The sequence below is a fragment of the Blastococcus sp. SYSU DS0510 genome (assembly GCF_054050835.1).
The window spans coordinates 43,070-58,313 of record NZ_JBJHAC010000001.1 but is presented as its reverse complement, the minus strand read 5'-3'; the positions used below and the strand labels follow the sequence as shown (position 1 = coordinate 58,313).

At 75.0% G+C, this 15,244-nt stretch carries 19 protein-coding genes; 17 read left to right on the top strand and 2 right to left on the bottom strand.

Annotation, left to right across the window (positions count from 1 at the left end):
- Positions 1–11: 11 nt before the first annotated feature.
- Positions 12–182, top strand: a complete 171-nt coding sequence (locus ACI79P_RS00325; RefSeq protein ID WP_456579049.1) for a hypothetical protein — start codon at positions 12–14, stop codon at positions 180–182.
- Here the strand turns inward: ACI79P_RS00325 and ACI79P_RS00320 are convergent, their stop codons facing one another.
- A complete protein-coding gene (locus ACI79P_RS00320; protein WP_456579048.1) occupies positions 183–1,430 on the bottom strand; it encodes a sensor histidine kinase in 1,248 nt (415 codons plus the stop codon).
- Positions 1,427–2,107 carry a response regulator transcription factor gene (locus tag ACI79P_RS00315; protein WP_456579047.1) on the bottom strand — a complete coding sequence of 227 codons (681 nt, stop codon included), beginning with the start codon at positions 2,105–2,107 and terminating at the stop codon, positions 1,427–1,429. The genes ACI79P_RS00320 and ACI79P_RS00315 overlap by 4 nt, the downstream gene beginning before the upstream one ends.
- 104 nt (positions 2,108–2,211) lie before the next feature.
- On the opposite strand from ACI79P_RS00315, the gene ACI79P_RS00310 reads away from it, so the two are divergent.
- The 16 genes from ACI79P_RS00310 (at position 2,212) to ACI79P_RS00235 (ending at position 15,155) form a co-directional block, all read left to right on the top strand.
- On the top strand, positions 2,212–2,763 hold the full coding sequence (locus ACI79P_RS00310) for a hypothetical protein (RefSeq protein ID WP_456579046.1): 552 nt from the start codon (positions 2,212–2,214) through the stop codon (positions 2,761–2,763).
- Positions 2,764–2,819: 56 nt separating this feature from the next.
- A complete protein-coding gene (locus tag ACI79P_RS00305; protein ID WP_456579045.1) occupies positions 2,820–4,568 on the top strand; it encodes a proline--tRNA ligase in 1,749 nt (582 codons plus the stop codon).
- A 294-nt stretch (positions 4,569–4,862) separates the two neighbouring features.
- Positions 4,863–5,348: a 30S ribosomal protein S16 gene (gene rpsP, locus ACI79P_RS00300; protein WP_456579044.1), complete on the top strand. Its 486-nt coding sequence runs from the start codon at positions 4,863–4,865 to the stop codon at positions 5,346–5,348.
- 3 nt (positions 5,349–5,351) lie between these two features.
- On the top strand, positions 5,352–5,588 hold the full coding sequence (locus tag ACI79P_RS00295) for an RNA-binding protein (protein ID WP_104529572.1): 237 nt from the start codon (positions 5,352–5,354) through the stop codon (positions 5,586–5,588).
- A gap of 12 nt (positions 5,589–5,600) precedes the next feature.
- The gene (gene rimM, locus ACI79P_RS00290; protein WP_456579043.1) at positions 5,601–6,146 is read left to right on the top strand and encodes a ribosome maturation factor RimM; all 546 of its coding nucleotides are present in this window, start codon (positions 5,601–5,603) and stop codon (positions 6,144–6,146) included.
- Positions 6,143–6,886 carry a tRNA (guanosine(37)-N1)-methyltransferase TrmD gene (gene trmD / locus ACI79P_RS00285; RefSeq protein WP_456579042.1) on the top strand — a complete coding sequence of 248 codons (744 nt, stop codon included), beginning with the start codon at positions 6,143–6,145 and terminating at the stop codon, positions 6,884–6,886. Before rimM ends, trmD begins: the two co-directional genes overlap by 4 nt.
- A complete protein-coding gene (locus tag ACI79P_RS00280; RefSeq protein ID WP_456579041.1) occupies positions 6,879–7,376 on the top strand; it encodes an NUDIX hydrolase in 498 nt (165 codons plus the stop codon). The genes trmD and ACI79P_RS00280 overlap by 8 nt, the downstream gene beginning before the upstream one ends.
- Before the next feature lie 146 nt (positions 7,377–7,522).
- Positions 7,523–7,879, top strand: a complete 357-nt coding sequence (gene rplS / locus ACI79P_RS00275) for a 50S ribosomal protein L19 (protein WP_091933693.1) — start codon at positions 7,523–7,525, stop codon at positions 7,877–7,879.
- Between the two features lie 79 nt (positions 7,880–7,958).
- Positions 7,959–8,903: a signal peptidase I gene (gene lepB / locus ACI79P_RS00270; protein WP_456579040.1), complete on the top strand. Its 945-nt coding sequence runs from the start codon at positions 7,959–7,961 to the stop codon at positions 8,901–8,903.
- 158 nt (positions 8,904–9,061) lie between these two features.
- Entirely contained in the window at positions 9,062–9,769 is a 708-nt protein-coding gene (locus ACI79P_RS00265; protein WP_456579039.1) for a LuxR C-terminal-related transcriptional regulator, read from the top strand.
- A gap of 108 nt (positions 9,770–9,877) precedes the next feature.
- Entirely contained in the window at positions 9,878–10,666 is a 789-nt protein-coding gene (locus tag ACI79P_RS00260; protein WP_456579038.1) for a ribonuclease HII, read from the top strand.
- Positions 10,663–10,983 carry a DUF2469 domain-containing protein gene (locus ACI79P_RS00255; protein ID WP_456579037.1) on the top strand — a complete coding sequence of 107 codons (321 nt, stop codon included), beginning with the start codon at positions 10,663–10,665 and terminating at the stop codon, positions 10,981–10,983. Before ACI79P_RS00260 ends, ACI79P_RS00255 begins: the two co-directional genes overlap by 4 nt.
- A gap of 78 nt (positions 10,984–11,061) precedes the next feature.
- Positions 11,062–11,421: a YraN family protein gene (locus tag ACI79P_RS00250; protein WP_456579036.1), complete on the top strand. Its 360-nt coding sequence runs from the start codon at positions 11,062–11,064 to the stop codon at positions 11,419–11,421.
- A complete protein-coding gene (locus tag ACI79P_RS00245) occupies positions 11,418–12,938 on the top strand; it encodes a YifB family Mg chelatase-like AAA ATPase (protein ID WP_456579035.1) in 1,521 nt (506 codons plus the stop codon). Before ACI79P_RS00250 ends, ACI79P_RS00245 begins: the two co-directional genes overlap by 4 nt.
- Entirely contained in the window at positions 12,935–14,185 is a 1,251-nt protein-coding gene (gene dprA / locus ACI79P_RS00240; RefSeq protein ID WP_456579034.1) for a DNA-processing protein DprA, read from the top strand. Before ACI79P_RS00245 ends, dprA begins: the two co-directional genes overlap by 4 nt.
- A gap of 31 nt (positions 14,186–14,216) precedes the next feature.
- The gene (locus ACI79P_RS00235) at positions 14,217–15,155 is read left to right on the top strand and encodes a tyrosine recombinase XerC (protein WP_456579033.1); all 939 of its coding nucleotides are present in this window, start codon (positions 14,217–14,219) and stop codon (positions 15,153–15,155) included.
- Positions 15,156–15,244: the final 89 nt, after the last annotated feature.

Sequence of the window (15,244 nt, the reverse complement as noted above, 5' to 3'; positions counted from 1 at the left end):
TGACTCGTCGCATGGTCACGCCGATCCCGGAGCCCGACCGTCCGATCGACCCGAGCGAGCCCGTGCCCGACGATCCGGGCGAGCTCCTGCCCGACACCCCCGACACGCTGCCACCCGCGCCGGTCGAGCCCTCGCCCGACGACCCGGGCGGAGACCCCGGCGGGGTGCCCGAACCCGCCTGATCAGGCGGGCGGGCCCAGTTCGACGGTCACCCGTGTCCCGGCCGACGACGAGGAGAGGTGCAGCCGGCCACGGGAGGCCTCGGCCGTCCGCCGGACGATGTCCAGGCCGAGCCCGGTGGACCCGCCGCCGCTCCGGCCTCGCTCGAGCGCCGTGGCATCCAGGCCAGGTCCACCGTCGGCGACCGTGAGGAGGGCGCCGCCGCCGTCTCGCGGCCGGACCTCCACGGCGACGTGGGTGCCGTCCGGCGTGTGCTGGAAGACGTTGCCGAGCAGTGCGTCGACGGTGGCGGCGAGGTCGTCGGCGGGCACCCGCACCGGGAGCGCGTCGGGACAGGCGGTGAACCGGAGCACCCGGCCCTCGTCCTCGGCGAGCGCCGACCAGAAGGTCACCCGCTCGGTCACCACGGCGGAGGCGTCGCAGCCCGTCCCGAGCCCCTCGCGCAGCGGGCGGCGGGCTTCGGCGATCACCGCGTCCACCGTGCGGCTCAGCGCGTCGACGTCTTCGCGGATCCGCTCCCGATCGGCCGGGGCGAGCCCCTCGGCGTCCAGGCGCAGGGCCGTCAACGGCGTGCGCAGCCGGTGCGCCAGGTCGGCCGCTGCCTCCCGCTCGGCCTGCAGCAGCTCGCCGATCCGCCCGGCCAGCCGGTTGACCGCCTCCCCGACCTCCCGCACCTCCGGTGGTCCGGCGGGGACGGCGCGCGCGGACAGCTCGCCGCTGCCGAGCCGGTGTGCCGTCGCGGCCAGGTCGATCACCGGGCGGGTGAGTGAGCGCGCCAGCCGATCGGCGACGACGAGGGCCACCAGCAGGAGGACGACGCCCAACCCGGTGAGCACCGCCCAGGTGCGGGCGACGCCGGCGCGCAGCTGCTCCGCCGGCACGAGCACCTCGACGACCGCCGTGCCGCCGGGACGGCCCACCGGCTGGACGAGGCGTGTGCCCTCGGCCGACTCCTCGACCACGGGGCTCCCCGGTGCGGTGGTCGTGGTCCCGCGCTCGCCGAGCCACGTCGTCCCGTCGGTCCAGAGCACCCCCGCCCGCGGCCCCCCGGAGAGGGCTGCCAGATCCGCGGCGACCTGGTCCTGGTCCCCGAGGCCGACCGACGGCAGCAGGAACTGCAGCTGCGCCTGGCCCACGTCCAGGGCTCGGGCCTCGGCCACGCGGCTGACCAGCGACGCGGCGGGGAGCAGGAAGGCGAGCAGGACGACCGACGTCGTCGCCGCCACCAGCAGCGTGATGCGGCCTCTCACGGCTCGGGCTCGGTCAGGCGGACGCCGACGCCGCGCACCGTCTGCACCATGCGGGCGCCGTCGTCCCCCAGCTTGCGGCGCAGCCAGGACAGGTGGACGTCGACGGTCTTGTCCGAGCCGCCGTACGGGAGCTGCCACACCTCCGCCAGCAGCTCCCGCTTCGGGACCACCGCGCCGGGCCGCGCGGCCAGGTACGCCAGCAGGTCGAACTCCCTGGGCGCGAGCTCGACCGGCCGGCCGGCGTAGCTCACCCGGCGGCCGCGCGGGTCCACGGTCAGTGCTCCCACGGTGAGTTCGGCCGCGCCGCTGCCCGCGGGGCTGCTCCGGCGCAGCACCGCGCGGATGCGTGCGTCGAGCTGCTCCGCGCTGAACGGCTTGCGCACGTAGTCGTCGGCGCCGGCGTCCAGGACCCGCACGATGCTCCCGTCGTCGTCCCGGGCCGTCGCGACGATGACCGGTACGGACGAGACCGCGCGGAGCATGCGCAGCAGCTCGCCGCCGTCGAGATCGGGGAGCCCGAGGTCGAGCACGACGAGGTCCGGCCGCCCGTCGACGGCTTGTCGCAACCCCTCGAGCGCGGTGGCCGCCGAGCTGACCGCGTGCCCCCGGTCGCGCAGCGCGCGGATGAGCGCGGAGCGGATGCGCTCGTCGTCCTCGACGACCAGGAGCTGGGCCACGCCGCGGACGCTAGCGGTCCCTCGGTCCTGGGGATGGGAACCGGCGCGCTTCCTTGATGTCCTCTTGGGGTGCTCTTAACCCGCTCCGCCGGAGGGTCTGCGCCATGACACGAACCAGCATGAGACGACCGGTCCTCCTCGGAGCCGCCTGGACCGCGTCGGCGGCCGCAGCCGTCGGCCTGGGCTTCCTCGCGGTGTCGTTCGTGGACGCCTCGGCGTCGCCGGGCACGGCGCCGGTGGCGGCCAGCAGCTCCGCGTCGGCGCCGCCGGCGCCGACGGCGTCCGTGCCGCACGGGTCGGCCCCCGGCCCGTCGGCGCCCGCCGCGTCGGCCACCGGTGAGTACGCCACCGCCGGCGGCACCGTGTTCGCCGACTGCAGCAGCGGCTCACCCGTCCTGGCCGGGGTCCCCGCGGCCGGCTGGTGGGTCGACCCCTCCGACGACCTCGGCAAGATGGAGTTCGAGAACGACGACGACGACATCGACGTGCACGTCGCGTGCATCGACGGCGCACCGCGGTTCGCCCTGGACGACTCGGCGTTCCGGTCCTCGTCCTCGTCCCCGTCGGCGTCCTCGTCCTCGGGCGCGGCGAGCCCCACCTCCGGCCACGACGACTCCGACGGACGGGTCGGCGGCGGCCACGGTCGCGACGACTGATCTCCTCCGCGAGCCCGGCGGGGGAGGTCCCCCGCCGGGCCTGGGAGACTGCTGCCGTGCTGCTGCGGATGTCGACCCTGTTCCTCCGGACCCTTCGGGACGACCCGGCCGACGCCGAGGTCGCCAGCCACCGCCTGCTCGCGCGGGCCGGCTACATCCGGCGGGCGGCCCCCGGCGGGTTCACCTGGCTGCCGCTGGGCTTCCGCGTCTTCCGCAACGTCGAGCGGATCATCCGCGAGGAGATGGACGCGATGGGCGCGCAGGAGGTGCACTTCCCGTCGCTGCTGCCCAAGGAGCCCTACGAGGCCACCGGGCGCTGGACCGAGTACGGCGACAACCTCTTCCGGCTCAAGGACCGTCGCGGCGTCGACCACCTGCTCGGCCCCACGCACGAGGAGATGTTCACGCTCCTGGTGAAGGACCTGTACTCGTCCTACAAGGACCTGCCGCTCTCGCTCTACCAGATCCAGACCAAGTTCCGGGACGAGGCGCGTCCCCGGGCCGGGCTGCTGCGCGGCCGCGAGTTCACCATGAAGGACAGCTACTCCTTCGACGTCGACGACGCCGGGCTGGACACGTCCTACGCCGCGCACCGCGACGCCTACATCAAGATCTTCGACCGGCTCGGCCTGGAGTACGCCATCGTCTCGGCGATGTCGGGCGCCATGGGCGGCTCCAAGAGCGAGGAGTTCCTGCACCCGACCGAGATCGGCGAGGACACCTTCGTCCGCTCGGCCGGTGGCTACGCGGCCAACGTCGAGGCGGTCACCACCGTCGTCCCCGACGGGATCCCGCTGGAGGGCCTGCCCGAGGCGCACGTCGAGGACACCCCCGACACCCCGACCATCGAGACGCTGGTCGCCGTCGCGCAGGAGATGTTCCCCGAGGCCGGCTACACCGCGGCCTCGACGCTGAAGAACGTCGTCGTCACCCTCGTGCACCCCGACGGCACCCGCGAGCCGCTGGTCGTCGGCATCCCCGGCGACCGGGACGTCGACGCCAAGCGCCTCGAGGCGCAGGTGGCCCCGGCGGAGGTCGAGCCGTTCACCGAGTTCGACCGGCACCCGGCGCTGGTCAAGGGCTACATCGGGCCGCAGGTGCTCGGCAGCGGGAGCGAGTCGGGCATCCGTTACCTCGTCGACCCGCGGGTGGTCACCGGCAGCCGCTGGATCACCGGCGCGAACGCACCCGGCAAGCACGTGTTCGACCTGGTCGCCGGCCGCGACTTCACCTGGGACGGCGTCATCGAGGCCGCCGAGGTGCTGGCCGGCGACCCCGCGCCCGACGGCTCCGGCCCGCTGGAGCTCGCCCGCGGTGTGGAGCTGGGCCACATCTTCCAGCTCGGCCGCAAGTACGCCGAGGCGCTGGACCTCAAGGTGCTCGACGAGAACGGCAAGCTGGTCACCGTCACGATGGGCTCCTACGGCATCGGCGTCTCCCGTGCCGTCGCCGCGATCGCCGAGTCGACGCACGACGAGCTCGGGCTGGTCTGGCCACGGGAGGTCGCCCCGGCCGACGTGCACATCGTGGCCACCGGCAAGGACGCCGCCGTCTTCGAGGCCGCCGAGTCGCTGGCGGCCCAGCTCGTCGCCGGCGGCCTCACCGTGCTCTACGACGACCGGCCGAAGGTCTCGCCCGGCGTGAAGTTCAAGGACGCCGAGCTGCTCGGCATGCCGACGATCGTCACCGTCGGCCGCGGCCTGGCCGAGGGCGTCCTGGAGCTGCGGGACCGGGCCACGGGGGAGCGCGAGGAGATCCCCGTCGACGACGCCACCGCCCGCGTGCTGGCCGCCGTCCGCAGCTGACCCCCAGCCACGATCAGGGAACCTGATCATGGCGCGTCCTCCCTCACGGTGTGCGGTGGGGGAGGACGCGCTGCGGCGAGGGTGGACGGCGTCCGGCGGCCGTGGTCGGTGCGCCCGCGCGGCCCGACCCGGCTGCGTGACCGCCCCGTCCGGGCGTCTGGCATCATGGTCGGTCGAACACGGCGTCGGCGGCCCTCTCACCGGTGACGTGCGTGTCCCTGGCTCCGCCCCGGCGTACCCCCACACGTCGCCCGGCGAGCACCCGAAACGCGTTCGAGGAGAACACCACACACCGTGGCCACCAAGATCAAGCTCATGCGCCTGGGCAAGATGCGCGCGCCGTACTACCGCATCGTCGTCGCCGACGCCCGCACCAAGCGTGACGGCCGCTCGATCGAGACGATCGGCAAGTACCACCCGAAGGAGGACCCCTCCTTCATCGAGGTCGACTCCGAGCGGGCGCAGTACTGGCTGGGCGTCGGCGCGCAGCCGACGGAGGCCGTCGCCGCCATCTTCCGGGTGACCGGTGACTGGCAGAAGTTCAAGGGCGAGCCGGCCCCGGCCCCCATGAAGGTCGCTGCCCCGAAGCCGGACAAGAAGGCCCTGTACGAGGAGGCCGTCCGCGCGGGTATGGAGGAGCCGGCCGCCGGCGCCACCACCCCCAAGAAGAAGGCCGCCCCCAAGGCCGAGGCTCCGAAGGCGGACGCCCCTGCGGCCGACGCCCCCGCAGCCGACGCCGCTCCGGCCGACGCCGCTCCGGCCGAGACGCCGGCCGAGTAAGACGTGCTCGAAGAAGCGCTCGAGCACCTGGTCAGGGGCATCGTCGACAACCCCGACGACGTCACCGTCGACCTGCTCACCAACCGCCGCGGCAAGACCCTCGAGATCCGCGTCCACCCGGACGACCTCGGCAAGGTCATCGGCCGCGGCGGGCGCACCGCCAAGGCGCTGCGCCAGGTGATGACCGGGGTCGGCGGACGAGGCCTGCGGGTCGACGTCGTCGACACCGACGGGCGCTGAGCACCGGCTCCTTTGAGCACCCAGAACGAACCCACCGACACCGTGGTGGTCGGCCGCATCGGCCGGCCCCACGGTGTCCGTGGTCTGGCCACCGTCGAGGTGCGCACCGACGACCCGGAGGGGCGCTTCGCCCCCGGGGCGGTGCTGCTGACCGATCCGGCGGAGCGCGGCCCGCTGACCGTCGTCGACCGGCGGTGGCACAGCGGCACGCTGCTGCTCCAGCTCGCCTCACCGGACGGCGCCGTCTTCGACGTCCGCGAGGCCGTCGACGAGCTGCGCAACACCCTGCTGCTGGTCCGGGTCGCCGACCTGCCCGAGCTCGACGACCCCGACTCCTACTACGACCACCAGCTCGTCGGCCTGGCCGCCCGGCTCCCGGACGGCACGGTGATCGGTGAGGTGACCGCGGTCCGCCACGAGGCGCAGGACCTGCTGGTCGTCCGCCGCGTCGAGGGCGGGGACGCGCTGATCCCGTTCGTCACCGCGATCGTGCCGACCGTCGACGTCGCCGGCGGGTTCGTGGTGGTCGACCCGCCCGAGGGGCTGCTCGACCTGTGAGTCACGCCTTCCGGATCGACGTCGTCACGATCTTCCCGGAGTACCTGGCGCCGCTGCGCCAGTCGCTGCTGGGCAAGGCCGTCGAGCGGGGCCTGGTCGAGGTCGGCGTGCACGACCTCCGGCAGTGGACCGACGACGTCCACCGCACCGTCGACGACGCCCCGTACGGCGGTGGCCCCGGCATGGTGATGAAGCCCGAGCCGTGGGGCCGCGCTCTGGAGGCCGTCCGCCCACCCGGCACCCGGCTCGTGGTGCCGACCCCCGCCGGTCGGCCGTTCACCCACGCGATGGCGGTGGAGTGGTCGGCCGAGCCCGGGCTGGTCTTCGCCTGCGGGCGCTACGAGGGCATCGACCAGCGGGTCGCCGACTGGGCGGCCGAGGCCGGGCCGGTCTCCGAGGTCTCGATCGGCGACTACGTGCTCGCCGGCGGTGAGGCCGCCGTCCTGGTGATGACCGAGGCGGTCACCCGGCTCATCCCCGGGGTGCTGGGCAACCGCGAGTCCGCGGAGTACGACTCGCACGCCGACGGTCTGCTCGAGGGCCCCTCCTACACCCGGCCGGCGAACTGGCGGGGCCACGAGGTGCCCCCCGTCCTGCTGTCGGGGGACCACGCCGCCATCGACCGCTGGCGGCGCGCCGAGTCCCTGCGCCGCACGGCGGCCCGCCGCCCCGACCTGCTGGCCGCCCTGCCGGACGACGCGCTCACCGACGCCGAGCGGGCGTCGCTGGCCGGTGGCTGACCGGCCGGTCCAGCGGACGACGGCGCGCGTCGTCGTCCTGGACCCGGAGGGGCGGGTGCTGCTGCTCGGCGCCCGGCTGCCCGATCCCTCCGTGCCGCCCGGCGAGGTGCTGTTCTGGTACACGCCCGGTGGGGGAGTGGAGGACGGCGAGACGCTCCGCGCGGCCGCCGTCCGGGAGCTCGCCGAGGAGATCGGGCTGCACGTCGAGGGGTCCGCGCTCGAGGGGCCGGTGTGGCTGCGGCGGCACGTCGGGCCGTTCGGCGAGCAGGTGTTCGACACCCGCGAGACGTTCTTCGTGCTGCGCGACGTCGTCCACGAGGTCGTCCCCGGTGCGCTCACCGAGCTGGAGCTGCTGGCCGACGAACCGCACCGGTGGTGGACGACCGGCGAGCTGGCGGCGGGGGGAGCCTTCGTCCCGGCCGAGCTCGCCGCCCTGGTGGCGGAGCTGCGGGCGGGGCCGTGGACGGGGCCGCCGCGCATCGTCGCGTGACGATGTGGCACAGTAGAGAGTCGCTGCTGACCGACGGCACCGCTGTCGGGAGCTCCGCACCGGAGCCGCAGCCCCCCGGAACGGACAGCCGGGGCGTTCCGCTGTCCGAACCGAGAACGAGCCACCTGAGACTGAGGACTGCCGAGATGAACACCCTGGACGCACTCGACGCCGACTCGTTGCGCGACGACATCCCCTCGTTCCGCCCGGGTGACACCGTCAAGGTGCACGTCCGCGTCATCGAGGGCAACCGCTCGCGCATCCAGGTCTTCCAGGGTGTCGTCATCCGCCGTCAGGGCGGCGGCATCCGCGAGACCTTCACCGTGCGCAAGGTCAGCTTCGGTGTCGGGGTCGAGCGCACCTTCCCGGTGCACACCCCCGTCGTGGAGAAGATCGAGGTGCTGACCCGCGGTGACGTGCGTCGCGCGAAGCTCTACTACCTCCGCGAGCTGCGCGGCAAGGCCGCCAAGATCAAGGAGAAGCGCGAGACCGTCGCGCGCTGACCTCCCCGCGAGGACACGCCTGCAGCCGGGCCGACCGGCTGGAACTCGGCGGGTCCCCCGGGCCGTACGCTGGCTCCTGATGAGCAGCGACCGGCCCGGGGGGCCCGCCGACGTCGTCCCGGGCGAACCCGACGAGCCCGATCGGACCCCCGCCGCCTCACCCGGCTCCGAGAGGCCCGGGCGCCGGCACCGGAGGGCGAAGGACCCGAAGAAGGGTTCGCTCCTGCGGGAGCTGCCGGTCCTCCTGCTGATCGCCTTCGTGCTCGCGCTGGTGGTCAAGACCTTCTTCGTGCAGGCCTTCTTCATCCCCTCCGGATCGATGGAGCAGACGCTGCACGGCTGCACCGGCTGCACCGGCGACCGGGTGCTGGTCAACAAGGTGCCGTACTGGTTCGGGGAGCCCGAGCCCGGTGACATCGTCGTCTTCCGCGGCCCGGACACCTGGACGCCGGAGATCTCGGTCGAGGAGCCCGGCAACTGGTTCACCGGCGCGCTGCTGTGGCTGGGCCGCACGATCGGCGTCGCGCCGCCCAGCGAGGACGACTTCGTCAAGCGCGTCATCGCCACCGAGGGGCAGACCGTCCAGTGCTGCGACGTCGAGGGCCGGGTCACCGTCGACGGCGAACCGCTCGATGAGCCCTACATCTTCGAGGACATGCCCATCGAGAGCCGGCCGTTCGGCCCGGTGACCGTTTCCGAGGGCCGGCTGTGGGTCATGGGGGACCACCGCTCCGCGTCGGCGGACTCGCGTTCGCACGTGGGTGACGAGTACGCCGGCACCATCGCCGTCGACGACGTCATCGGCAAGGCCGCGGTCATCGTCTGGCCGCTGGACCGGTTCGGGTTGCTCGACTCCCCGGACATCCAGGGCGTCGAGGCGTCGGGAGCGGCGCCCCCGGTCCCCGATGACGGGGTGAGCCCGGTGGGCGCGGTGGCGGTGCTGCCCTACGCCGTCGGACTGGCCGGTGCCGTGCCCCTCACCGCGTGGCGCCGGCGGGCGCGCGCCGTCCCACCGTCCTCCTGATGGTCGTGGCGTTGCAGGAGTGATTCGGGCGCCTTTCACCATCGGCGCGGGCAATCGCACAAGAATTGCCGGGAAAGCATTCAAGCAACCGTTTTCCCCTTCCGATGGAGTGATTGCACGTTCCCGGAAGTGAAACGGAGTCAGTTGTGTCTGCACCCATGGCGAGCACCGCGCGCGGCATCACCCGCGTGCTCCTCCTCGCCGACGCGCCCGTCCTGCGTCGCGGGCTGGTGAGCATGATCAACGAGACCGCCGGCATGCAGGCCGTCGGCACTCCCGGCGAGCTGCGGCGGGCCCTCACCCTGGTCGAGACCGCCCGCCCGGACGCCGTCGTGGTGGAGCTGGGCTCCGGCCGGGCGGCCACGCTGAACGCCTGCCGTGATCTGCGCCGCCGCTTCCCCCGGGTCGCGATCGTCGCGCTGGCCACCTCCGAGGACCCGGCCGTGGTCAACGAGGCCCTGGCAGCCGGCATCCGTGGCTACCTGATGATCAACACGTCCCCGACGCTGCTCGGCTGGGCGATCCTCGCCGCCCGCGCCGGGCGCACCGTGGTCGATCCGCAGATCCGCCGCGTGGAGCCCTCCGCCGTGCCGGCCGCCAAGCCGTTCGCCCCCGAGGTGCCGCTGACCCGCCGCGAGCAGGACGTCCTGGACGAGCTGCTGCAGGGCCAGTCGAACCGGCAGATCGGCCGCAACCTCTTCATCAGCGAGGACACGGTCAAGTCCCACGTCAAGGCCATCCTGCGCAAGCTGGGCGCCCGCGACCGGGCGCACGCCGTCTCGCTGGTCCTCTCCAACCGCGGTCCGGGCTGCGGCTGCGGCGCGCACCCGGCGGCCGCATCCCCCGAGGAGACGGCCGACGTCTGACCGGCTCCTCTCCGGCCCCGCAGGCCGGCTCCCGTTCCCGGGAGTCGGCCTGCGGCGCGTCCGGGGGGCGGCGGCGGTGTCGGCCCGCCGTCGTAGTGTCGTGCGGCGATGGCCGCACCTCCCACCCACACCCGATCCGCGCCGGTGGTCCGCGTCCGGCGCACCCTCGCCGACGACCGGCCCGACGCGCTCTGGGACATGGAGCGCGCGCTGCGCCGGCGGGGGTTCGAGGCGGTCGCCGGGGCCGACGAGGCCGGGCGGGGTGCCTGCGCCGGCCCGCTGGTCGCCGCGGCATGCATCCTGCCCGCGGGACGACGGGGCCGGGTGCCGGGGCTGGCCGACTCCAAGCTGCTCACGGCGGCCGCCCGGGAGCGCGCCTACGACGAGATCCTCGACCGGGCGGTCGCGTGGTCGGTCGTCGTCCTGCCGGTCGAGGACCTCGACGCCCGGGGTATGCACGTGACCAACATCGAGGCGCTGCGCCGAGCGGTGTGCACGCTGGACCCCGGCCCGGACTACGTGCTGACCGACGGCTTCCCCGTGCCGGGCCTCGCCCGCCCGGGGCTGGCCGTCTGGAAGGGCGACCGGGTGGCCGCCTGCGTGGCCGCGGCCTCGGTGCTGGCCAAGGTGACCCGCGACCGGATCATGCTCGAGCTGCACGAGCGCTGGCCGGAGTACGACTTCGCCGGCCACAAGGGCTACATCACCGACGTGCACACCGCCGCGCTGGACCGCCACGGGCCCTGCCCCGAGCACCGGATGCGCTTCGTCAACGTGCGCAGCGCTCGCGACGCGCACGCCGAGCGGACCACCCACCTGACCGGTTCCGGTGTCATGGTCGATGATGGGCCCATGCGCCCTGTGTCCTTAGCCCTGACGAGCACCGAGGACCGATGAGCACCGAAGACCTCGAGAAGTACGAGACCGAGATGGAGCTGCAGCTCTATCGCGAGTACCGGGACATCGTCCGGCAGTTCACCTACGTGGTGGAGACCGAGCGCCGGTTCTACCTGGCCAACTCCGTGGACCTGCAGGTCCGGGAGGCCGCCGGAGAGGTCTACTTCGAGCTGAAGCTCTCCGACGCCTGGGTGTGGGACATGTACCGGCCCGCCCGGTTCGTGCGCAACGTGCGCGTGCTGACGTTCAAGGACGTCAACGTCGAGGAGCTCGACAAGCCCGATCTCGAGCTCCCGGACGGTCCGCGGCTGCCGTAGCCGTCCACACCCGGCGGTCCCGTCCACAGATCGCCCCAGGGGCTCGGCCCGGCGCCCCCGCGGCGGCACGGTCGGGGGGTGCCTCCCACCACCGAACTCGGCGCCCGCGGTGAACGCATCGCCGTCGCCTACCTGACCGACGCCGGCCTGCGCGTCCTCGACCGCAACTGGCGCTGCCGCGAGGGCGAGATCGATCTCGTCGCGCGGGAAGGTGACGCCCTCGTCTTCTGCGAGGTGAAGACGCGGCGGGGCACGGGCTACGGCCATCCCGTCGAGGCGGTCACCCTCGCCAAGCGGCGCCGGATCCGGACGTTGGCGCAGCGCTGGCTGGCCGTGCACGACCACCACGCCCCCGAGGTGCGCTTCGACGTGGTGGGCGTGCTGGTGCGCCCGGAGCGCCCGGCGGTCGTCACGCACCTGCGCGGGGCGTTCTCGTGACGCTGGCCCGCACGTGGTCGGTCGGGCTCGCCGGCGTCCGCGGCGCGATGGTGGAGGTCGAGGTGGACATCGCCGCCGGGCTGCCCGGTGTGGTGCTCGTCGGGCTGCCCGACGCGGTGGTCCGCCAGTCGGTCGACCGGGTGCGCGCCGCGATCGCGAACGCCGGCGGCGAGTTCCCCGTCCGCCGGGTGACCATCGGTCTCTCGCCCGCGTCGATGCCCAAGCAGGGCAGCGGGTTCGACCTCGCCGTGGCCGCCGGGGTGCTGGCCGCCGCGGGCGCGGTGCCCGCCGGCGCCGTCGACCGGCTGGTGCTCCTCGGCGAGCTGGGCCTGGACGGCTCCGTGCGCTCCATCCGCGGCGTCCTGCCGGCGGTCCTCGCGGCGGCGCGAGCCGGGCACTCGCAGGTCGTCGTCCCGGTGGAGAACGCCGCCGAGGCGGCCCTGGTGGACCGGGTCGAGGTGCTCGCCGTCGCGACCCTCACCCAGCTCGTCGCGCACCTGTTGGGCGCGGCGCTACTGACCCCGCACGTCCGCGGGGCGGCGCCCGCGCAGCCGCCGGTGCCGGAGCTCGGGGACGTCGTCGGCCAGGCCGCCGGCCGCCGGGCCGTGGAGGTCGCCGCCGCCGGCGGGCACCACCTCTACCTCGCCGGGCCGCCCGGTGCCGGCAAGACGATGCTCGCCGAGCGGCTGCCCGGGCTCCTGCCCCCGCTGGACGAGGAGGCGGCGCTCGAGGTCACCGCCATCCACTCCATCGCCGGCACGCTGCCGCCGGAGGCGCCGCTGATCACCCGGCCGACCTTCGAGGCGCCGCACCACTCGGCGACGATGGCGGCGCTGATCGGGGGTGGCTCGGGCCAGATCCGGCCGGGCGCGCTGTGCCGGGCGCACCGCGGGGTCCTGTTCCTCGACGAGGCGCCCGAGTTCCCCCGGGCGGTGCTCGACACGCTGCGCCAACCCCTGGAGCGGGGGCAGGTCACCATCCAGCGGGCCGCGGGCGCGGCCACGTTCCCGTGCCGGGCGCAGCTCGTGCTGGCGGCGAACCCCTGCCCGTGCGCCACCGCCGCGGGGGACACCGCTTGCACCTGCAGCCCGCTGGAGCGGCGGCGGTACCAGGCACGCCTCTCCGGTCCGCTGCTCGACCGCGTCGACCTGCGGGTGGAGCTGCCCCCGGTCACCCGGGCGGCCTGGCTCGACGGGCTCCCCGCGCCGGAGTCCACCGCCGTGGTCGCCGCGCGGGTGGCCCGGGCGCGGACCGCGGCGCGGGCGCGGCTCGCCGGCACCGGGCTCGCGCTCAACAGCGAGGTGCCGGGTCGCCTGCTGCGCGACCGGTTCGCGATCCCGCGGGCGTCGCTCCGGCTGGCCGAGCGGGCGCTCGAGCGCGGCTCCATCTCGGTGCGTGGCTTCGACCGGGTGGTGCGCGTCGCGTGGACGGTCGCCGACCTGGCCGGGCGGGGCGTGCCGTGCACCGACGACGTCGCCGAGGCCCTCGGCATGCGGCTGCAGCGGGCCGTGGCGTGACCACCCTCGAGGAGGACCTGGAGGACGCGGCCGGCGCGCCGCCTGTGGCAGGCGAGGTGCACCCGGGGGTCCGCCGGGCGCGGGCGTGGCTCAGCCGGGCGGTCGAGCCGGGGGTCGTCGACCTCTGGCGCTGGGTCGAGGACGTCGGCCCCGTGGAAGCCACCCGCCGCATCCGCGCGGGAACGGCTCCCGACCGGGTCCGGGCCATCGTGGGCGCCCGGGCGGGGCAGGACGCGACGGCGGCAGATCTGCAGCGCGCGGAGCGGTGCGGCGCCCGGCTGGTGGTGCCGGAGGACGACGAGTGGCCGGCCTTCGCGCTGCACGCGCTGACCATGGCTGCGCTGCAGCAGCCGCACGACCGCACGCGGCAGGCGAAGCGCACGCAGGCGCTCGTGCCGCCACTCGCCCTCTGGGTGCGGGGGACGGCCCGGTTGGCCGAGGTCACCGACCGTTCCGTGGCGGTCGTCGGCTCCCGGGCCTCGACCGCGTACGGCGAGCACGTGGCCGCCGAGCTGGGGCACCAGCTCGCCGCTCGCGGCTGGACGGTGGTCTCCGGGGGCGCCTTCGGGATCGACGCGGCCGCCCACCGCGGTGCGCTCGCGGCGCAGGGGCCGACGATCGCCGTCCTCGCCTCCGGCGTGGACCGCCCGTACCCGGCGGGGAACGGGACGCTGCTCGACCGGGTCGCCGCGAGCGGCCTGCTGGTCAGCGAGTGGCCCCCGGGTGCCGCGCCCCACCAGCACCGGTTCCTGGTCCGCAACCGTCTCATCGCGGCGCTGAGCCGCGGCACGGTCGTGGTGGAGGCGGCGGCCCGGTCGGGCGCGCAGGCGACGGCGAACCGCGCTCGCGACCTCGGGCGACGGGTGCTGGTGGTCCCCGGTCCGGTCACCTCGGCGATGAGCGTGGGCTGCCACGAGCTCCTCCGGGACGAGGAGGGTGGCGCTCGGCTGGTGACCTGCGCTGCGCACGTCATCGAGGAGGTCGGCGGCATCGGTGTCGATCTGGCCGAGGCCGCTCCCCGGCCTGCCTCCCCGCGCGACGGGCTCTCCGACCTCGCCGTGCGGGTGCTCGACGCCTGCCCGGTGCGCAGCGGCGTCAGCCCGGAGCGGCTGGCCCGCACCGCCGGCTGCGACGTGCTCGAGGTGCTGCGCGTGCTGCCGGCACTGGAGGTGGCGGAGCTGGTCCAGCGGACGAGCACGGGCTGGCGGCTGGCCCCGCCGCCGAAGCCGCCCGGCGCGGCGGCTTGACCGGGGCCGGGCGCCGACGGACCGTGCCCCCGTGGCCACGCCGAGCACCGACGAGGTCCGCGCCGGGCTGCCGCCCGCGCTGGCCGAGGCGCTGGCCGGCTACGAGGAGCACCTGACCGGGCAGCGCGACCTCTCGGCGAACACCGTGCGCAGCTACGTCGGCGACGTCGCCCGGCTGCTGGACCACCTCGCCCGGCGCAGCGGCACCCAGCCGCACGACCTCGACCTCGCCACCCTGCGGAGCTGGCTCGCCCAGGGGCGCACCCGCGGGCACGGCCGCTCGACGACCGCTCGCCACGCGTCGGCCGCGCGGTCGTTCACCGCCTGGCTGCGCCGCGCCGCCCTCACCCCCGAGGACGTCGGCCAGCGCCTGGTGAGCCCGAAGGCGCACCGCACCCTCCCCGACGTCCTGGCGCCCGAGCAGGCGCGGGCCCTGGTCGAGACGGCGGCGGGCGCCGAGGAGCCGGTGCACCTCCGCGATGCGGTCGTCCTGGAGCTGCTGTACGCCAGCGGCATCCGGGTCAGCGAGCTCGTCGGCCTGGACGTCGACGACGTCGACCGCGGGCGACGGCTGCTGCGCGTGCTGGGCAAGGGCAGGAAGGAGCGCAGCGTGCCGTACGGCGTGCCCGCCGAGCGGGCGCTGGAGGCCTGGCTGACCCGCGGGCGCCCGGCCCTCGCCCGGCCGGACTCCGGGCCGGCGCTCCTGCTGGGCCTGCGCGGCGGCCGCCTCGACGCGCGGGAGGCCCGGCGGACGGTGCACGCCGCGACGGCCGGCGTCCCGGGGGCGCCGGACATCGGCCCGCACGGGCTGCGGCACTCCGCGGCCACGCACGTCCTCGAGGGCGGCGCGGACCTGCGTTCCGTACAGGAGCTGCTCGGCCACGCTAGCCTCGCGACGACACAGATCTACACGCACGTGACGGTCGAGCGGCTCCGTGCGGTCCACGCCCAGGCGCACCCCCGTGCCTGACGCGCGCGGCCGGGTGGCGGGATCTGCGGACGCAGTCAGGACCACGCGGGACCACGGACGGTGCCCGCGCAGCACGACCGAGGAGCGCC